General features: G+C 69.3%; 3 protein-coding genes. All 3 read left to right on the top strand.

Annotated features, from left to right (window positions below; genetic code table 11):
• The 3 genes from IM543_14495 to IM543_14485 are packed head-to-tail and all read left to right on the top strand — an operon-like array spanning position 1 to position 21,423.
• Positions 1 to 6,465 carry an amino acid adenylation domain-containing protein gene (locus tag IM543_14495; protein QOY92808.1) on the top strand — a complete coding sequence of 2,155 codons (6,465 nt, stop codon included), beginning with the start codon at positions 1 to 3 and terminating at the stop codon, positions 6,463 to 6,465.
• Positions 6,466 to 6,488: 23 nt separating this feature from the next.
• Complete coding sequence (locus IM543_14490; protein QOY92807.1) at positions 6,489 to 20,102, top strand: amino acid adenylation domain-containing protein; 13,614 nt, start codon at positions 6,489 to 6,491, stop codon at positions 20,100 to 20,102.
• A 52-nt stretch (positions 20,103 to 20,154) separates the two neighbouring features.
• The gene (locus IM543_14485; GenBank protein QOY92806.1) at positions 20,155 to 21,423 is read left to right on the top strand and encodes an MFS transporter; all 1,269 of its coding nucleotides are present in this window, start codon (positions 20,155 to 20,157) and stop codon (positions 21,421 to 21,423) included.
• Positions 21,424 to 21,516 lie beyond the last annotated feature (93 nt).

The following is a 21,516-nucleotide window of genomic DNA, read 5'->3' as shown; positions in this document are numbered from 1 at the left end:
ATGAACACGTCCAACAAGTTGGCGAATATTTCGATCGAAGATCTCAAGAAGCTGCGCCGGGGGCTGAGCATGCGTACGCCGCAGGCGGGACAGCAGCGCCCGCCGCTGTTGCCCCGCCTGAGCGGCCACCGAATCGTGCTCTCGTTCTCCCAGCAGAGGCTGTGGTTCATCGAGAAGCTGCAGGCAGTGGGACCGGCCTACAACGAAATGCGCATCATGCGCCTCGACGGTGTGCTGCACCTCGACGCCATGGAGCGCACGTTCACGGAACTGACCCGGCGCCATGAGACGCTGCGGACGGTGTTCGACGAAGTGAACGGCGAAGCGGTCCAGGTGGTGCGGCCGGCATCCCCGTTCTCGCTGCCGGTGTTCGACCTCAGCGACTTGCCCGAAGCCGAGCGCGACGCGGAGGCGATGCGCCTGGCGGAAGACGAGACGCGGCGTCCGTTCGACCTCAGGGAGGGGCCGCTGTTCCGGGCCGCACTGATTCGCCTCGGCACCCGGTCCCATGTGCTGGTGGTCGGGACGCATCACATCATCTCGGATGGCTGGTCGATGCGGGCGGTACTGACCCGGGAGCTGCACCAGCTGTACGCCGCCTACGCCGCGGGGCGTCCGTCGCCCCTGGCGGACCTGCCCGTCCAGTACGCGGATTACGCTTTATGGCAGCGCGGCTGGCTGAAGGACGACGTCCTGGAGGCGCAGCTTTCCTACTGGCGTGGACAGCTGGACGGTGCGCCCTCGGTGCTGGACCTGCCCACCGACCGGCCGCGTCCAGCCGTCCAGAGCTTCCGTGGCGGGCAGCTCGGCCTCGCACTGTCCGCCGAGCTGTCGAATGGGCTGGCCGCATTGGCCCGGCGCGAAGGCGCGACCATGTTCATGGTGCTGATGGCGGCGTTCCAGCTCCTCTTGTCGCGCTGGAGCGGCCAGGACGATGTCGTGGTGGGGTCGCCGGTTGCGGGGCGCACCGATCCTAAGACGGAGGGCCTGATCGGCTTCTTCGTCAACATGCTCAGCTATCGATCGAAGCTGGATGGAGGCATGGGCTTCCGCGCGCTGCTCGCGTCTGTGAAGAGCATGGCGCTGGCGAATTTCGCCCACCAGGACCTGCCGTTCGAGAAGCTGGTGCAGGAACTGCAGCCGGTGCGCGACCTGAGCCGCCAGCCGGTATTCCAGGTGGCGTTCGCGCTGCAGAACGTGCCCCAGCAATTGATGGGCTTCGACGGGCTCGGACTGGTTCCGATCGAAGCCGAGCACACGACGGCAAAATTCGACCTGTACCTGCAGATGCAGGAGACGCCGGAAGGCCTGCGCGGTTCGCTGGAATACGCGAGCGACCTGTTCGACCGTTCCACCATCGAACGCATGGCGCGCCACTTCGAGAACCTGGTGGCGGCCGTGGTCGCCGAGCCCGACGCGGCGATCGGCACGCTGCCGATGCTGGACGCGGACGAGCGCGAACGGCTGCTGGTCGAATGGAACCGCAGCGCCGCACCGTTCCCGACGGAACAGGGGCTGTACCCGCGCTTCGCCGAACAGGTGGCGCGCGATCCGGCGGCGGTCGCGGTGGCCGACGGCGGGCGCGACCATAGCTACGGCGAGCTGGATGCCTGGAGCGGCCGGATCGCGGCGGCGCTGCAGGCGCACGGCCTGCGCGCGGGTGAAGCGGTCGGCCTGTCGGGCCAGCGCTCGGCCGCGATGGTGGCCGGCATGCTGGGCATCGTGCGCGCAGGCGGCGCCTACCTGCCGCTCGACCCGGACTACCCGGCCGAGCGCCTGGCCTTCATGGCCGCCGACGCCGGTCTGCGCATGATGGTCGGCGCGCCGGGCGGGGCTGCGCTGGACGGGCTGGCGCTGGTCGATACCGGCGCCTTGCCGGACGCCGTTCCCGCCGACGCGCCGGCGCTGGGTGGCGACGCCCCGGCCTGCATCATCTACACCTCCGGTTCGACCGGCACGCCGAAGGGCACGCTGGTGCCGCAGCGCGCCGTGATGCGCCTGGTGGTGGGCAGCGACTACGTGAGCTTCGGGCCGGGCGACCGGGTGGCCCACCTGGCCAGCCCCTCGTTCGACGCCACCAGCTTCGAGCTGTGGGGGCCGCTGCTCAACGGCGGCACGGCGGTCGTGATCGAGCGCGACACGGTGCTGTCGCCGGCCGCGTTCGCGCAGGCGCTGCAGGAACGCGCCATCGACACCGCGTTCGTGACGACGGCGCTGTTCAACCTGGTGGCGCAAGGGGCGCCGGATGCCTTCGCCGCCATGCGCGCCGTGCTGTTCGGCGGCGAGGCGGTCGATCCAAGCATGGTGCGCGCCGTGCTGCAGGGCGGCGCCCCGCAGCGCCTGCTGCACGTGTACGGACCGACCGAGGTCACCACCTTCAGCTGCTGGCATGCGGTCGATGCGGTTCCCAAACAGGCCGCGACGGTGCCGATCGGGCGTCCGCTGGCCAACGGCAGCTGCCATGTGCTGGACAGGCACATGCAGCCGGTGCCGGTGGGCGTGGTCGGCGAGCTGTACCTGGGCGGGGCCGGGCTGGCGCACGGCTACCTGGCGCGCGGCGGGATGAGCGCGGCGCGTTTCGTCGCCGATCCGTTCGGCGCGCCGGGCGCGCGCCTGTACCGCACCGGCGACCTGGTGCGCCGGACGGCGCAGGGCGAGATCGTGTACGTGGGGCGGATCGACCACCAGGTCAAGATCCGTGGTTTCCGTATCGAGCCGGGCGAAGTCGAAGCAGCGCTACGCGCGCATGCCGCGGTCGGCCAGGCCCTGGTGATGGTGGACCAGGGCCCGACGGGCAAGCGCCTGGTGGCCTACGTGGTGGCCAAGGTGGCGGCCAAGGTGACGGCAGACAGCGGCATGGCCGAGCTGCGCAGCTACCTGAAAGACAGGCTGCCCGAATACATGGTGCCGGCGGTCTTCGTGGCCCTGGATGCGATGCCGCTCACCCCGAACGGCAAGGTCGACCGCAAGGCGCTGCCGGCGCCGGACGGACATGCGTCGGGGGCCGCCTACATCGCCCCGCGCACGCCTGCGGAAACGACGCTGGCGGCGATCTGGAGCGAAGTACTCGGTGTCGAGCAGGTCGGCATCCAGGACAACTTCTTCGAACTGGGTGGACACTCGCTGCTGGCGACGCAGGTGGCCGCGAGGATTCGCGACCGCATGGCGTTCGAGCTGCCGCTGCGCGTGGTATTCGAGGAACCGATCCTGGAAGGCATGGCGCGCCGTATCGAGGACATGCAGCGCGAAGGGCTCGGCCGCACCCTGCCGCCCCTGGTCGCGTGTACCGGCGAGGACCCGGCGCCGCTGTCGTTCGCACAGGAGCGGCTCTGGTTCCTCGAACAATTCGGCGACCTGGGCGCCGCCTACCACATTTCGAACGCCTACCACCTGCAGGGCACGCTGGAGCGTGCGGCGCTGGCCGAGGCATTCCGTCAGCTGCTTGCGCGGCACCAGGGCTTGAGGACGCACTTCGGCGAGGTGAACGGCGAGCGCCGCCAGGTGGTCGGCGCCGCCGATGCGTTCGAGGTCGCATGCGTTGACATCTCCTGCCTGGAAGGCGAGGAGCAGGAAGCGGAAAGCAGGCGCGTGGTGCGGGAAGAGATGATGCTTCCGTTTTCTCTGGACAGGGGCCCCCTGTTCCGGGCCTTGTTACTGCGGCTGGCCGAGCAGGAACACGTGCTGGTGCTGACGATGCACCACAGCGTGTCCGATGGCTGGTCGATGGGCATCCTGCTGCAGGAATTCAGCGTCCTGTACAGCGCCTGCGTGTCCGGCAGGCGCCCGTCGCTGGCGCCCTTGCCGGTGCAGTACACCGACTATGCGGTATGGCAGCGCAGCTGGCTGCAGGGCGATATCCTCGAGCGCCAGTTGTCGTATTGGACAGAGCAGCTGGACGGTGCGCCGGCGGCGCTGGAGCTGCCGACCGATCACCCGCGGCCGGCGGTGCCGGGCTATCGGGGCGGCTGGGTGCCGCTCGCCTTGCCTCAGCCGCTGTCGATGGCGGTCGGCACGCTGGCGCGCAGGGAAGGCGCAACCACGTTCATGATCCTGATGGCGGCCTTCCAGCTGCTGCTGTCGCGCTGGAGCGGCCAGGACGACATCGTCGTGGGTTCGCCGATCGCTGGCCGTAGCGTGCGGGAGGCCGAAGGCCTGATCGGCTTCTTCGTCAACATGCTCGCCTACCGCGCCAAGGTGGGCGAGGCGTCGAGTTTCCGCGAACTGCTGGCGCGGACGCGGCAAACGGCGCTCGGCAACTATACACACCAGGACCTGCCTTTCGAGAAGCTGGTGCAGGAACTGCAGCCGGCGCGCGACATGAGCCGGCACCCGGTATTCCAGGTGACCTTCGCCCTGCAAAACGCCCAGCAGGAGGCGCTGCTTCTCGACGGCCTGGCCCTCAGCCCCGTGCTGCCCGAGCACACGACGGCAAAATTCGACCTGTACCTGCAAATGCAGGAAACGCCGGAAGGCCTGCGCGGTTCGCTGGAGTATGCGACCGACCTGTTCGACCACGCCACCATCGAACGCATGGCGCGCCATTTCGGGAACCTGGTGGCGGCCGTGGTCGCCGAGCCCGACGCGGCGATCGGCACGCTGCCGATGCTGGACGCGGCCGAGCGCGAACGGCTGCTGGTCGAGTTCAACCGCAGCGCCGCGCCGTTCCCGGCCGAGCAGGGGCTGTATCCGCGCTTCGCCGAACAGGTGGCGCGCGATGCGGCGGCGGTCGCGGTCGCCGACGGCGGGCGTGACCATTCCTACGGCGAGCTGGATGCCTGGAGCGGACGGATCGCGGCGGCGCTGCAGGCGCAGGGCCTGCGCGCGGGCGAAGCGGTCGGCCTGTCGGGCCAGCGCTCGGCCGCGATGGTGGCCGGCATGCTGGGCATCGTGCGCGCCGGCGGCGCCTACCTGCCGCTCGACCCGGACTACCCCGCCGAGCGCCTGGCCTTCATGGCCGCCGACGCCGGTCTGCGCATGATGGTTGGCGCGCCGGGCGGTGCCACGCTGGACGGGCTGGCGCTGGTCGATACCGGCGCCATGCCGGACGCCGTTCCCACCGAGGCGCCGGCGCTGGGCGGCGACGCCCCGGCCTGCATCATCTACACCTCCGGCTCGACCGGCACGCCGAAGGGCACGCTGGTGCCGCAGCGCGCCGTGATGCGCCTGGTGGTGGGCAGCGACTACGTGAGCTTCGGGCCTGGCGACCGGGTCGCCCACCTGGCCAGCCCCTCGTTCGACGCCACCACCTTCGAGCTGTGGGGGCCGCTGCTCAACGGCGGCACGGCGGTCGTGATCGAGCGCGACACGGTGCTGTCGCCGGCCGCGTTCGCGCAGGCGCTGCAGGAACGCGCCATCGACACCGCGTTCGTGACCTCGGCACTGTTCAACGTGATGGCGCAAGGGGCGCCGACAGCGTTCGGCGGCATGCGCGAGCTGCTGGTCGGCGGTGACGCCGTCGACCCCGCCAGCGTGCGCATCGTGCTGCGCGCAGCACCGCCGCGCCGCCTGCTCAACGGCTACGGCCCGACCGAAGCCACCACCTTCAGCTGCTGGCACGAGATCGGCATGCCCACCGACGCTGCGCGCAGCGTGCCGATCGGGCGGCCGCTGGCCAACGGAAGCTGCCATGTGCTCGACAGGCATATGCAGCCGGTGCCGGTGGGTGTGGTCGGGGAGCTGTACCTGGGCGGCGCCGGGCTGGCGCACGGCTACCTGGCGCGCGGCGGGATGAGCGCGGCGCGCTTCGTCGCCAACCCGTTCGGCGTCCCGGGCTCGCGCCTGTACCGCACCGGCGACCTGGTGCGTTATACGCCCGACGGCAGCATCGAATGCCTGGGCCGGGTCGACCACCAGGTGAAAATCCGCGGTTTCCGCATCGAGCCGGGCGAGATCGAGGCGGCGCTGTGTCGCCATGAAGCGGTTGCGCAGGCCGTGGTGACGGTACACGACGACGCCGCTGTCGGCAAGCGCCTGGTGGCCTACGTGGTGGCGAATACCGAAGTGGCGCAGCTGCGCGCCCACCTGAAGGAGGTCCTGCCCGAGTATATGGTGCCGGCCGCCTTCGTGGCGCTGGACGCGCTGCCGCTCACTCCGAACGGCAAGATCGACCGCAAGGCATTGCCGGCGCCCGACATGCAGGGCCTCAGGGCCACGTACCTGGCGCCGCGCAACGATTTCGAAGAAACGCTGGCCGCCATCTGGTGCGACGTGCTGCAGGTCGAACGCGTCGGCGTCCACGACAATTTCTTCGAATTGGGCGGCCACTCCCTGCTGGCGACGCAGGTGGCGAGCAGGATTCGCGACAGCTTTGCCATCGAGCTGCCGCTGCGTGTGCTGTTCGACTCGCCAACCATCGAGGCGCAGGCGCAGTACATCGTCGAGGACACGCTGGCAGTGATGGCTGCCCTCGAGGCATCGGACGGCGAGCAGGAAAACACCGCGGGCTTCCAACGCACTGGTACCTAATCAAGCGACAAGGGTTAACTACGATGGACAAGGCAAACACGATCGCACGGCTGTCGACGGAAGATTTGAAACGCTTGCGCCAGGGATTCCAGAAGCGCACCCAGCAGTTACCGCAGCGTCCGCCGCTGACGGCGCGCGCGCGGGGAGAGCGCTCGATGGTGTCGTTTTCCCAGGAACGCCTGCTGTTCCTCGATCAGTTGGAGGATCTCGGCGCGGCCTACAATATTCCGGTCGCCTATCACCTGGAGGGCGAGCTCGACGTGCCAAGCCTCGAGCGCAGCTTTTCTGCGCTGGTGGACCGCCATGAAAGCCTGCGTACGCATTTCGAGACCTCCGGCGGCGAGCACCAGCAGGTGATTGGCGCAACCGGTGGCTTCGTCCTCGCGCGGGCCGACCTTTCCCATCTGGACCGCGCGATGCAGGAGGAGGAAGGGCTGCGATTGCTGCGCGACGAGGCGCAGCGGCCTTTCGATCTTTCGAGCGGGCCGCTGCTGCGCGTGACGCTGGTGTGCCTGGCGGCGCAGCACCATGTCCTGATGATGACCATGCATCACATCGTGTCCGACGGCTGGTCGATGGGCGTGTTGCTGCGCGAACTGTCCGAACTGTACGGCGCCGACGTCGCCGGGCGTGCTGCACGGCTGGCGCCGCTGGCGCTGCAATATGCCGATTACGCGCTGTGGCAGCGCGAATGGCTCCAGGGCGACGCGCTCGAGCGCCAGCTCGGATATTGGAGGAAGCAGCTCGACGGCGTGCCGGCCATGCTCGAATTGCCGACCGATCGTCCGCGTCCTCCGCTGCAGAGCTTCCGCGGCGGCCGCATCGAGTTGACGCTGCCCGCGGCCGTTTCGCGCGCGGCCACCGCCCTGGCGCGCGAGGAGGGCGCCACCACTTTCATGGCGCTGCTGGCGGTATACCAGTTGCTGTTGTCGCGCTGGAGCGGCCAGGACGATATCGTGGTCGGCTCGCCGATCGCCGGACGTACCGAACGACAGACCGAGGGTATGGTCGGCTTTTTTGCCAATACGCTGGTGCTGCGCACGCGCCTGTCGGCCGATGAAAGCTTCCGCCGCTTGCTGGCGCGCGTCAAGGAGGCGGCCCTGGCCGCCCATGCGTATCAGGACGTGCCGTTCGAGAAGCTGGTGCACGAACTCAAACCGGCGCGCGACCCAGGCCGTCACCCGGTGTTCCAGGCCACATTTTCGCTCGAGGCTGGCCAAACGGACCAGGAGCTGTTGCCGGGCCTGCATGTCCGTCCTGTGCTCAGCGCGAACGTCAGCGCCAAGTTCGACCTTTCGCTCAGCCTGATGGAAACCCCTGACGGGCTGCTGGGCGGCGTCGAATACGCGAGCGACCTGTTCGACCGTTCCACCATCGAACGCATGGCGCGCCATTTCGGGAACCTGGTGGCGGCCGTGGTCGCCGAGCCCGACGCGGCGATCGGCACGCTGCCGATGCTGGACCCGGCCGAGCGCGAACGGCTGCTGGTCGAATGGAACCGCAGCGCCGCGCCGTTCCCGGCGGAACAGGGGCTGTACCCGCGCTTTGCCGAACAGGTAGCGCGCGATGCGGCGGCGGTCGCGGTGGCCGAGGGCGGGCGCGACTATAGCTACGGCGAGCTGGATGCGTGGAGCGGCCGGATCGCGGCGGCGCTGCAGGCGCACGGCCTGCGCGCGGGTGAAGCGGTCGGCCTGTCGGGCCAGCGCTCGGCCGCGATGGTGGCCGGCATGCTGGGCATCGTGCGCGCCGGCGGCGCCTACCTGCCGCTCGACCCGGACTACCCGGCCGAGCGCCTGGCCTTCATGGCCGCCGATGCCGGTCTGCGCATGATGGTCGGCGCGCCGGTCGGGTCAGCGCTGGACGGACTGGCGCTGGTCGATGCCGGCGCCGTGCCGGACGCCGTTCCCGCCGACGCGCCGGCGCTGGGTGGCGACGCCCCGGCCTGCATTATCTACACCTCCGGCTCGACCGGCACGCCGAAAGGCACGCTGGTGCCGCAGCGCGCCGTGATGCGCCTGGTGGTCGGCTGCGACTACGTGAGCTTCGGCCCTGGCGACCGGGTCGCCCACCTGGCCAGCCCCTCGTTCGACGCCACCACCTTCGAGCTGTGGGGGCCGCTGCTCAACGGCGGCACGGCGGTCGTGATCGAACGCGATACGATACTGTCGCCGGCCGCGTTCGCGCAGGCGCTGCAAGAACGCGCCATCGACACCGCGTTCGTGACGACGGCGCTGTTCAACCTGGTGGCGCAAGGGGCGCCGGATGCCTTCGCCGGCATGCGCGCCGTACTGTTCGGCGGCGAGGCGGTCGATCCAAGCATGGTGCGCGCCGTGCTGCAGGGCGGCGCCCCGCAACGCCTGCTGCACGTGTACGGACCGACCGAGGTCACCACCTTCAGCTGCTGGCATGCGGTCGATGCGGTTCCCGAACAGGCCGCGACGGTGCCGATCGGGCGTCCGCTGGCCAACGGCAGCTGCCATGTGCTGGACGGGCACATGCAGCCGGTGCCGGTGGGCGTGGTCGGCGAGCTGTACCTGGGCGGCGCCGGGCTGGCGCACGGCTACCTGGCGCGCGGCGGGATGAGCGCGGCGCGTTTCGTCGCCGATCCGTTCGGCGCACCGGGCGCGCGCCTGTACCGCACCGGCGACCTGGTACGCCGGACGGCGCAGGGCGAGATCGTGTACGTGGGGCGGATCGACCACCAGGTCAAGATCCGCGGTTTCCGTATCGAGCCGGGCGAAGTCGAGGCGGTGCTGCGCGCGCATGCCGCGGTCGGCCAGGCCCTGGTGATGGTGGACGAGGGCCCGGCGGGCAAGCGCCTGGTGGCCTACGTGGTGGCGAAGGTGGTCGATAACGTGGTGGCCGACAGCGGCATGGCCGAGCTGCGCAGCTACCTGAAAGACAGGCTGCCCGAGTACATGGTGCCGGCCGCCTTCGTGGCGCTGGATGCGATGCCGCTCACTCCGAACGGCAAGGTCGACCGCAAGGCGCTGCCGGCGCCGGACATGCAGCAGCTGGCGCTAGCGTACGTGGCGCCGCGCACCCCGGTCGAGGAGACGCTGGCAGGGATCTGGGGCGACGTGCTCGGCCTGGCGCAGGTCGGGGTCCACGACGATTTCTTCGAACTGGGCGGGCACTCGCTGCTGGCCACACGCCTGGCGGCGCGCATCCGCGAGCGCCTGGACGTGGAGCTGCCGCTGCGCGCGTTGTTCGAGGCCGCCACCGTGGCGCTGCTGGCCGAGCGGGTCGAGGCGCTGCGCCGCGCAGGCCAGGGCCCGGCGCTGCCGCCGCTGCTCGCCCGCGTGCGTGGTGAAGGTGGCCAAGGCGGGGAAGGCGGCGAAGGCGGCGAAGGCGGCGAACCTGCGCCGGCCTCGTTCGCCCAGGAGCGCCTGTGGTTCCTGGAACAGCTCGAGGAACTGGGCGCCACCTACCACATGCCCTTCGCCTTCCACCTGGAGGGCGAGCTGGACGCCGCGGCGCTGGAGCGCAGCTTTGCCGCGCTGGTGGCGCGCCACGAGAGCCTGCGCACCCGCTTCGAGAGCATCGACGGCGCCGCCATGCAGCTCATCGATGCGCCCGGAAGCTTCGTGCTCGCGCGCCTCGACCTGTCGCACCTGGACGGCGCGGCGCAGGAACAGGAAGGCTGGCGCCTGGTGCGCGAGGAGATGCAGCGACCGTTCGACCTGGAGCAAGGTCCGTTGTTCCGGGTCGCCCTGCTGCGCCTGGCCACGCAGCACCATGTGCTGGTGATGACGATGCACCACATCGTCTCGGACGGCGCCTCGATGGGCATCCTGCTGCGCGAATTCGGCCAGCTGTACGCGGCAGAGGCGGCCGGACTGCCGTCGCCGCTGGCGCCGCTGGCGGTGCAGTACGCCGACTATGCGCTGTGGCAGCGCAGCTGGCTCGAAGGCGAGGTGCTGGAGCGCCAGGTCGGGTACTGGAAGGGCCAGCTGGAGGGCGCACCGGCGGCGCTGGAGCTGCCGACCGACCGCCCGCGGCCGGCCGCGCAGAGCTTCGCCGGCGGGGTGGTCGAGTTCGCGCTGCCGGCGCCGCTGGCGGCCGGGGTGGCGGCGCTGGCGCGCGCCGAAGGCGCAACCCAGTTCATGACGCTGCTGGCGGTGTTCCAGCTGCTGCTGTCGCGCTGGAGCGGGCAGGACGACATCGTGGTCGGCTCGCCGATCGCCGGGCGCACCGAGCGCCAGACCGAGGGGCTGATCGGCTTCTTCGTCAATACGCTGGTGATGCGCACGCGCCTGCCGGGCGAGGGCAGCTTCCGCAGCTTGCTGGCCCGGGTCAGGGAAACGGCCTTGGGAGCCTACGCCCACCAGGACGTGCCGTTCGAAAGGCTGGTGCAGGAATTGCAACCTGCGCGCGACCGCAGCCGCCATCCGCTGTTCCAGGCCATGTTCTCGCTCGAGAACCAGCCCGAGGGCCAAGAGGAACTGGCGGGTCTGCAGATCCGCCCGTTGCAGGGCGAGGGCGGCCAGACGGCCAAGTTCGACCTGTCGATGAGCCTGCTGACGACCGCGGACGGCCTGCACGGCGCCATCGAATACGCGAGCGCACTGTTCGACCGCGCCACGATCGAACGGATGGCGGGCCATTTCGAGAACCTGGTGGCGGCCATCATCGCGGATCCGTCACGCCAGATCGGCATGCTGCCGATGCTGTGCGAAACGGAGCGGGCGCAGTTGTCGGCCTGGAGGGGGCAGCCGGCCGACTATCCGCTCGACCGCTGCGTACACCAGCTGATCAGCGAGCAGGCGGCGCGTACGCCGGACGCGATTGCGGTCATGCATGGTAACGCCGAGCTGAGCTATGCCGAGCTGGAACGGCGCAGTAACGCGCTCGCACATCGCCTGGTCGGGCTGGGCGTACGGGTGGAAACGCCGGTCGGCCTCTGCACCGAACGTTCGTTCGAGTGGGTGGTCGGCATGCTGGCCATTTTCAAGGCCGGCGGCGCCTATGTGCCGCTCGACCCCGGCTATCCGGCCAACCGCCTGCAATACGTTGTCGAGCAGTCGGCCATGCCGCTGCTGCTGAGCTCCATGGAATGCCGGGGCTTCGCCATGCAATTGGCCGGTGAACGCTGCCGCATCCACGTGCTCGAAGCGGCGGCGCAAGACGACGAACCGTGTGCGCCGCCGTGGGTGGCACTCGATCCGGCCAACCTGGCCTATATCCTGTTCACTTCGGGATCGACCGGAAGGCCGAAAGGCGCGGCCTTGCATCATGCCGGCTTTACCAACCACCTGTGCGGAAAGCTCAGGCTGGTCGAACTGGACGCTGCGGACCGGATCGCACAGGTCGCCGCAGCATCGTTCGATATTTCGCTGTGGCAAATGCTGACGCCGCTCCTGGTTGGCGGTGCGACCGCGATCATTCCGACCGAGGTGTCGCGCGACCCCGGGCTGCTGCGCGCAACGCTGGCGGCCGCGCGGGTCACCGTGTTCGAGGCGGTGCCGTCGATGTTGCGCGCCTACACCAGTACCATCGGTAGCGGCAGTGCAGCGGACCTGCAGGCCTTGCGCGTGATCATTGCCGGCGGAGAAACCCTGCCAGCCGACCTGTGCAGGGAGCTGTTCGCACTGGTGCCGCACGTTAAAGTGATCAATTCCTACGGCGCCACAGAGACCACCGACGACGTGAGCCACTATCCGATGTCGTCCGTCGCCGCGGTGCGCTCGCCGGTGCCGATCGGCTGGCCGATCGCCAATATTGCCGTACATGTCCTGGACCGGAACATGCAGCCGGTGCCGGTGGGTACACCGGGCGAAGTGTATGTGGGCGGCATTCCGGTCGGTCGTGGATATACCGGCCGGCCAGGGCTGACCGCATCCAGCTTCGTCGCCAGCCCGTTCGATGCGGGAGAGCGCCTGTATCGTACCGGCGACATGGTGCGTTGGCTGCCCGATGGCACCCTCGACTTCCTCGGCCGCGTCGATCACCAGGTCAAGATTCGCGGCTATCGCATCGAGCCGGACGAGGTCACGGCGGTCATGCGCGAACACCCGGCGGTGCGGGACGCCCTGGCCGTGGCCTGCGCCGACCGCGCCGGCGAGCTGCAGCTGGTGGCCTATGTGGTGGCGGATGGGGCGGCCATCGACGCCCTGCACGCTTTCGTGCGGGAGAAATTGCCGCCCTATATGGTGCCGGCCGCCTTCGTGGCGCTGGACGCAATGCCGCTGACTCCGAACGGCAAGATCGACCGCAAGGCGCTGCCGGCGCCGGACTGGGAAGCCGCACGCGCCGTGTTCGTCGCTCCGCGCACGCCGGTCGAGGAAAGCCTCGCTGCGATCTGGAGCGAAGTGCTGCAGGTCGAAACGGTCGGTGCGAACGACAATTTCTTCGAACTGGGCGGTCACTCGCTGCTGGCCACGCGCCTGGCGGCGCGTATCCGCGAGCGCCTGGACGTGGAGCTGCCGCTGCGCGCGCTGTTCGAGGCCGCCACCGTGGCGCTGCTGGCCGAGCGGGTCGAGGCGCTGCGCCGCGCAGGCCAGGGCCCGGCGCTGCCGCCGCTGCTCGCCCGCGTGCGTGGTGAAGGTGGCCAAGGCGGCGAAGGCGGCGAAGGCGGCGAACCTGCGCCGGCCTCGTTCGCCCAGGAGCGCCTGTGGTTCCTGGAGCAGCTCGAGGAACTGGGCGCCACCTACCACATGCCCTTCGCCTTCCACCTGGAGGGCGAGCTGGACGCCGCGGCGCTGGAGCGCAGCTTTGGCGCGCTGGTCGCGCGCCACGAGAGCCTGCGCACCCGCTTCGAGAGCATCGACGGCGCCGCCATGCAGCTCATCGATGCGCCGGGAAGCTTCGTGCTCGCGCGCCTCGACCTGTCGCACCTGGACGGCGCGGCGCAGGAACAGGAAGGCCGGCGCCTGGTGCGCGAGGAGATGCAGCGCCCGTTCGACCTGGCCCAAGGTCCGCTGTTCCGGGTCGCGCTGCTGAGGCTGACCACGCAGCACCATGTGCTGGTGATGACGATGCATCACATCGTCTCGGACGGCGCCTCGATGGGCATCCTGCTGCGCGAATTCGGCCAGCTGTACGCGGCCGAGGCGGCCGGACTGCCGTCGCCGCTGGCACCGCTGGCGGTGCAGTACGCCGACTATGCGCTGTGGCAGCGCAGCTGGCTCGAAGGCGAGGTGCTGGAGCGCCAGGTCGGGTACTGGAAGGGCCAGCTGGAGGGCGCACCGGCGGCGCTGGAGCTGCCGACCGACCGCCCGCGGCCGGCCGCGCAGAGCTTCGCCGGCGGGGTGGTCGAGTTTGCGCTGCCGGCGCCGCTGGCGGCCGGGGTGGCGGCGCTGGCGCGCGCCGAAGGCGCAACCCGGTTCATGACGCTGCTGGCGGTGTTCCAGCTGCTGCTGTCGCGCTGGAGCGGGCAGGACGACATCGTGGTCGGCTCGCCGATCGCCGGGCGCGCCGAGCGCCAGACCGAGGGGCTGATCGGCTTCTTCGTCAATACGCTGGTGATGCGCACGCGCCTGCCGGGCGAGGGCAGCTTCCGCAGCTTGTTGGCCCGGGTCAGGGAAACGGCCTTGGGAGCCTACGCCCACCAGGACGTGCCGTTCGAAAGGCTGGTGCAGGAACTGCAGCCGGTGCGCGACCGCAGCCGCCATCCGCTGTTCCAGGCCATGTTCTCGCTCGAGAGCGAGGCCGGGGCGGGCCGCGAGCTGGACGGCCTGCAGATCCGCCCATGGCGGTCGCCGGACGTGGCGTCGGCCAAGTTCGACCTGTCGCTCGGCCTGATGGAAACCCCTGGCGGGCTGCAGGGCGGTATCGAGTACGCAAGCGACCTGTTCGACCGCGCCACGATCGAGCGCATGGTGCGCCACTTCGAGAACCTGGTGGCGGCCGTGGTCGCCGACCCGGACCGCGCCGTCGGCACGCTGCCGATGCTGGACCCGGCCGAGCGCGAACGGCTGCTGGTCGAGTGCAACCGCAGCGCCGCGCCGTTCCCGGCGGAGCAGGGGCTGTACGCGCGCTTTGCCGAACAGGTGGCGCGCGATGCGGCGGCGGTCGCGGTGGCCGACGGCGGGCGTGACCATTCCTACGGCGAGCTGGATGCCTGGAGCGGACGGATCGCGGCGGCGCTGCAGGCGCAGGGCCTGCGCGCGGGCGAAGCGGTCGGCCTGTCGGGCCAGCGCTCGGCCGCGATGGTGGCCGGCATGCTGGGCATCGTGCGCGCCGGCGGCGCCTACCTGCCGCTCGACCCGGACTACCCGGCCGAGCGCCTGGCCTTCATGGTCGCCGATGCCGGTCTGCGCATGATGGTCGGCGCGCCGGGCGGCGCGGTACTGGCCGGGCTGACGCTGGTCGATACCGGCGCCGTGCCGGACGCCGTTCCCGCCGACGCGCCGGCGCTGGGCGGCGACGCTCACGCCTGCATCATCTACACTTCCGGTTCGACCGGCACGCCGAAAGGCACGCTGTTGCCGCAGCGCGCCGTGATGCGCCTGGTGGTGGGCTGCGACTACCTTACGCTGGGCCCGGGCGACCGGGTCGGCCACCTGTCCAGTCCGTCGTTCGACGCCAGCATCTTCGATCTGTGGGGGCCGCTGCTCAACGGCGGCACGGTGGTCGTGATCGAGCGCGACACGGTGCTGTCGCCGGCCGCGTTCGCACAAGCGCTGCGCGAGCGCACCGTCGATGTCGCTCTCGTAACGACGGCGCTGTTCAACCTGGTGGCGCAAGGGGTGCCGGACGCCTTCGCCGCCATGCGCGCCGTGCTGTTCGGGGGCGAGGCGGTCGACCCAAGCATGGTGCGCGCCGTGCTGCAGGGCGGCGCTCCGCAACGCCTGCTGCACCTGTACGGACCGACCGAGGTCACCACCTTCAGCTGCTGGCATGCGGTCGATGCGGTTCCCGAACAGGCCGCGACGGTGCCGATCGGGCGCCCGCTGGCCAACGGCAGCTGCCATGTGCTGGACGCGCACATGCAGCCGGTGCCGATGGGCGTGGTCGGCGAGCTGTACCTGGGCGGGGCCGGGCTGGCGCACGGCTACCTGGCGCGCGGCGGGATGAGCGCGGCGCGTTTCGTCGCCGATCCGTTCGGCGCGCCGGGCGCGCGCCTGTACCGCACCGGCGACCTGGTGCGCCGGACGGCGCAGGGCGAGATCGTGTACGTGGGGCGGATCGACCACCAGGTCAAGATCCGCGGTTTCCGTATCGAGCCGGGCGAAGTCGAGGCGGCGCTGCGCGCGCATGCCGCGGTCGGCCAGGCCCTGGTGATGGTGGACGAGGGCCCGGCGGGCAAGCGCCTGGTGGCCTACGTGGTAGCCAAGGTGGTAGCCGATACCGGCATGGCCGAGCTGCGCAGCTACCTGAAAGACAGGCTGCCCGAGTACATGGTGCCGGCCGCCTTCGTGGCGCTGGATGCGATGCCGCTCACCCCGAACGGCAAGGTCGACCGCAAGGCGCTGCCGGCGCCGGACATGCAGGAGCTGGCGCTAGCGTACGTGGCGCCGCGCACCCCGGTCGAGGAGACGCTGGCAGGGATCTGGGGCGACGTGCTCGGCCTGGCGCAGGTCGGGGTGCACGACGATTTCTTCGAACTGGGCGGGCACTCGCTGCTGGCCACGCGTCTGGCGGCGCGCATCCGCGAGCGCCTGGACGTGGAGCTGCCGCTGCGCGCCCTGTTCGAAGCCGCCACCGTGGCGCTGCTGGCCGAGCGGGTCGAGGCGCTGCGCCGCGCGGGGCAGGGCCTGGCGCTGCCGCCGCTGCTCGCCCGCGTGCGTGGTGAAGGTGGCCAAGGCGGCGAACCTGCGCCGGCCTCGTTCGCCCAGGAGCGCCTGTGGTTCCTGGAGCAGCTCGAGGAACTCGGCGCCACCTACCACATGCCCTTCGCCTTCCACCTGGAGGGCGAGCTGGACGCCGCGGCGCTGGAGCGCAGCTTTGGCGCGCTGGTCGCGCGCCACGAGAGCCTGCGCACCCGCTTCCAGAGCGTCGACGGCGCCGCCATGCAGCTCATCGATGCGCCCGGAAGCTTCGCGCCGGCGCGCCTCGACCTGTCGCACCTGGACGGCGCGGCGCAGGAACAGGAAGGCTGGCGCCTGGTGCGCGAGGAGATGCAGCGCCCGTTCGACCTGGAGCAAGGTCCGTTGTTCCGGGTCGCGCTGCTGCGCCTGACCGCGCAGCACCATGTGCTGGTGATGACGATGCACCACATCGTCTCGGACGGCGCCTCGATGGGCATCCTGCTGCGCGAATTCGGCCAGCTGTACGCGGCCGAGGCGGCCGGACTGCCGTCGCCGCTGGCGCCGCTGGCGGTGCAGTACGCCGACTATGCGCTGTGGCAGCGCAGCTGGCTCGAAGGCGAGGTGCTGGAGCGCCAGGTCGGGTACTGGAAGAGCCAGCTGGAGGGCGCACCGGCGGCGCTGGAGCTGCCGACCGACCGCCCGCGGCCGGCCGCGCAGAGCTTCGCCGGCGGGGTGGTCGAGTTCGCGCTGCCGGCGCCGCTGGCGGCCGGGGTGGCGGCGCTGGCGCGCGCCGAAGGCGCGACCCAGTTCATGACGCTGCTGGCGGTGTTCCAGCTGCTGCTGTCGCGCTGGAGCGGGCAGGACGACATCGTGGTCGGCTCGCCGATCGCCGGGCGCGCCGAGCGCCAGACCGAGGGGCTGATCGGCTTCTTCGTCAATACGCTGGTGATGCGCACGCGCCTGCCGGGCGAGGGCAGCTTCCGCAGCTTGCTGGCCCGGGTCAGGGAAACGGCCTTGGGGGCCTACGCCCACCAGGACGTGCCGTTCGAAAGGCTGGTGCAGGAACTGCAGCCGGCGCGCGACCGCAGCCGCCATCCGCTGTTCCAGGCCATGTTCTCGCTCGAGAACCAGCCCGAGGGCAAGGTGGAACTGGCGGGCCTGCAGATCCGTCCGCTGCAGGGCGAGGGCGACGCCACCGCCAAGTTCGACCTGTTCCTGCAGGTGGCGGCCGGGCCGGACGGCTTGCACGCCAGCTTCGAATACGCGAGCGCACTGTTCGAGCGCGCCACGATCGAGCGCATGGCGCGCCATTTCGAGAACCTGGTGGCGGCCGTGGTGGCCGACCCCGACCGCGCAATCGGCGCGCTGCCGATGCTCGACACCGGCGAACGCGAACGGATCATGGTCGAGTGGAACCAGACCTCGCGCACGCAGGCCTGCGTGGATACGATCCACCAGCTGTTCGAACGGCAGGCGCAGGCCACGCCGGATGCGATCGCGCTGGTGTGCGCCGGCGAGAACATCGCCTATGCCGAACTGGACGCACGGGCCAACCGCCTGGCGCGACACCTGCGTGGCGCCGGCGCAGGACCGGACGTCGTGGTCGGGGTCTGTGTCGAGCGCTCGATCGGGATGGTGCTCGCCCTGCTGGCCACGCTGAAGGCGGGCGCGGCCTACCTGCCGCTGGACCCGGGCTATCCGCAGGAACGCCTGGCCGCGATGGTGGACGACGCGGCGCCATCCGTGTTGCTCACCCAGGACAGCCTGCGCGAGCGCTGGACGGACGCCGGCATGCCGCTGTTCTGCATCGATTCCGACTGGCCCGCACTCCAGCAGCATGCCGATACGGCCCTGCCCAACCTGGCCATGCCGGAGCACCTGGCCTATCTCATCTACACTTCCGGCTCTACCGGACGCCCGAAAGGCGTCAGCATCACGCACCGCAACGCAAGCGTGTTCATCGGCTGGGCCAGGGAGAATTTCAGCCTGCCCGACCTGGCCGACGTGCTGGCATCGACCTCGATCTGCTTCGACCTGTCGGTCTTCGAGATGTTCGTGCCGCTCGCCACCGGCGGCAAGGCCTGGATCGTCAACAATATCCTCGAGCTCTGCACCGGCGCGGCGTCCTGGCCGCTCTCCCTGATCAACACGGTGCCGTCGGCCATCGCCGAGCTGCATCGGCAGGGCGCGGTGCCCGCTTCCGTCAAGGTCATCAACCTGGCCGGGGAGGCGCTGCAAAACGCCCTGGTGCAGGCCCTGTACCGCGATACCCAGGTCGAACGCATCTACAACCTGTACGGTCCAAGCGAGGACACGACCTATTCGACCTTCACCCTGGTCGCCAGGGACGCCGACGTGCCGGTATCGATCGGTCGTCCGATCGACCATACGCAGGCCTATGTGCTCGATGGCGCGCTGCAGCCGGTGCCGAGCGGCGTGACCGGCGAGCTGTACCTGGGCGGGGCCGGGCTGGCGCGCGGCTACCTGGCGCGCGGCGGCTTGACCGCCGAGCGCTTCGTCGCCAACCCGTTCGGGGCGCCCGGCGCGCGCCTGTACCGCACCGGCGACCTGGTACGTCATGCGGCCGACGGCAGCCTGGCCTACCTGGGCCGGGTCGACCACCAGGTCAAGATCCGCGGTTTCCGCATCGAGCCGGGAGAAGTCGAGGTGGCGCTGTGCCGCCATCCAGCGGTGGCGCAGGCGGTGGTGGTAGCGCTGGACGACGGCCCGGGCGGCAAGCGACTGGTCGCCTACGTGGTGGCCGATGCCGGCGTGGCCGAGCTGCGCGCCTGGCTCGCGCAATCCCTCCCTGACTATATGGTGCCGAACGCCTTCGTGGCGCTGGAGGCGATGCCGCTGACGCCCAATGGCAAGGTCGACCGCAAGGCGCTGCCTGCGCCGGATGACCCGCTGCCCGGTACCGGCCATGTGGCCCCGCGCACGCCGGCGGAGGAAAAGCTGGCGGCGATCTGGCGCGAAGTGCTGCAGGTGGAGACGGTCGGCATCGACGACAACTTCTTCGAGCTGGGCGGACACTCGCTGCTGGCGACCCGCCTGCTGAGCCGGATTCGCGAGAGCATCGGCGTGGACCTGCCGCTGCGTACCGTGTTCGCGGCGCCGACCATTGCCTCCTTTGTCGCGCTGTTCGAGAGCGGCGCCCCGGCGCAGCGCATCGGTAACCGCGTGAGCTTGCGTCCGGCGCCGGGGGCGCGCACGGCGCTCGTGTTCCTGCCCACCGTCCTCGGCACCGGCACCCATTACGCGCGCCTGGCGCAGATGCTCGACGTCGAGGCAGCGATCTACAGCATCGTCCTGCCCGAGCCGGGCCCCGATCTCCCGCCTTTCTCCAGCATCGAGGAGATCGCGGCCTGGTGCCGTACGCAATTGCCGCCGGCCGACGCGCATGAACGGATCGTCCTGGCCGGTTGGTCCTTCGGCGGCACCGTCGCGTTCGAACTGGGCCGGCAGATGGCGGCGGCCGGCACACCACCCGATACGGTGTTGCTGATCGACACCTATGCCGGGAACGCGCCGATCGAGAAGGAACGGGACATTCTCTACAACTTCGCCTTGCACCTGATGGGGCAAGCGGTGGCGGAGAGCTTGTGGAATGCCTCCACCAATGCCAGTTCGATGCGCGAATTGACGCGAGAGGAATACCACGCCTCGGGCGCCCAGTTATTCGATTTCGATACATCGCTGACGATCTACCGGGCCAATATGAAGGCGCTCGGCGCATATTCGCACCGGCGTTTCAACAGCCGATTCGTCGAAATCCGCGCGGTCGAAAGCGCGAAGAAAGTCGGGCGCGCCGGTGGCCTGCTTAATTTGCCGATCGAAGCAAATGAAGTGTTGCAAATTCCCGGAAATCATTTCAATATCTGGGATGAGCCTGCTCGCTTTGATTTAGCGCATGGTATAGTTAAAGCGGTCGAGAATCGTTGATTCGGGCAAGCGACCACGGTAAATAGAGGTTCTGATTTCGGGGAGTATTTCCATGAAGCGGTCCATTACGCCGATGATTGCCATACTAATGATTGCGTTTTTCGAATCCATTGGTAGTGGACTGATCATTCCTCTTTTGCCGACGTTGGTAAGCAGGGCGGTCGGCGAAACCAACTCACTGCAGAGCGTGTTTTACGGCCTGGTAGTGGCATCGTCGCTGGTCATGATGTTCCTGTTTTCGGCCTTCTTCGGCCGGCTGTCCGATCGGTACGGAAGGCGGCCGGTGATCCTGTCGACCCTGGTCGGCGTGATCATGGCCTATGGCGCGATGTCGGTCGCCGAAAGCCTGTGGATCCTGCTGCTGGCCCAGGCCATGGTGGGGTTCTGCGCCGCCAGCGCCTCGGTTGGCAGGGCCTACGTCGCGGAGATCACCTCGCCCGACAAGCGAGCCCAGGCGTACGCCTACATCGGCGGCGTCGGCGCACTCGGCCTCATCATCGGGCCCGTCGTCGGCGGCCACCTCGGCCGCGTCAACCTGCAATTCCCCTTCTATGTGGCCGCCGGGCTGACCTTGCTGACCCTGGTTTTCGCCTTTTTCGCATTGGCGGAGAGTATGGATCCGGACGACCGGCGTCCGTTTTCGTGGCGCGCGGTCATGCCGTTTGCATCGATTGCGATTCTCTCGAAATCGCCTCCGCTGGCACGCGGCGTAGTAATAGCTTCCTTGATCGAGGCATTTGCGCTGGGGGTGGCTTCGGAAAACGGCGCATTAATCCTGTTTATGCAGAATTCATTAAATTGGGAAATGACCCAGGTTGGTTTATGGCTGACGCTGATGGGAATCTCGACGGCATTGGGTGCCGCAATCATGACGCCCCTGGTTATTCGTTTTCTGGGCGAAAGGCGCGCCTGGTTGATGGGAACGATCGCGACTTGCATGTTATTTGCAATGGCGGGCTTTATCCATAATGCATGGCAAATGTATTCCCTGATCGCCGGTTATGCACTGCTGGCATTCGTCGGGCCGGTCGCATTGGCCCTGGTATCGCGATCCGTACCGGGTAATCAATTGGGCGAAATACACGGTAGTTTCATCAGCTTGAGCAGTCTGATCAAGGCTATCGCAGTTGTTTTGGGCACCTGGGTCTATGGATACTTTTCTGGCCCGCTTGCGCCAATGCAACTTTCTGGCGCGGTGTTCTTCCTCGGGGCTGTCCTGCAGATTCCCGCCGTGGCCTACGGCTTCGCCACGATGCGCAAGGCCAGAAGCGAGCTCGAGGACGATTCCACAAGCGTTACACCACAGGTAGCGGTCGGCTAGGTCCGGTTCCGTTCAGTGCACCATGTCCGCCGCCGCCTGCCAGGGTGGCGCGGCGTGGACTACCTCAACCCAACAACATGCCTCTACAACGTT

Origin of the sequence: Massilia sp. UMI-21 (assembly GCA_015277795.1) — a bacterium.
In the GTDB taxonomy this organism is placed as follows: domain Bacteria; phylum Pseudomonadota; class Gammaproteobacteria; order Burkholderiales; family Burkholderiaceae_D; genus Telluria.
The sequence above is the reverse complement of the archived record's forward strand: the minus strand, read 5'-3'. Positions and strand labels throughout refer to the sequence as shown.

What these genes read in the sequence shown, in the direction of transcription:
- IM543_14495 (QOY92808.1), top strand. Translation starts at nt 1, where the DNA reads ATGAACACGTCCAACAAGTTGGCGAATATTTCGATCGAAGATCTCAAG.
- IM543_14490 (QOY92807.1), top strand. Translation starts at nt 6,489, where the DNA reads ATGGACAAGGCAAACACGATCGCACGGCTGTCGACGGAAGATTTGAAA.
- IM543_14485 (QOY92806.1), top strand. Translation starts at nt 20,155, where the DNA reads ATGAAGCGGTCCATTACGCCGATGATTGCCATACTAATGATTGCGTTT.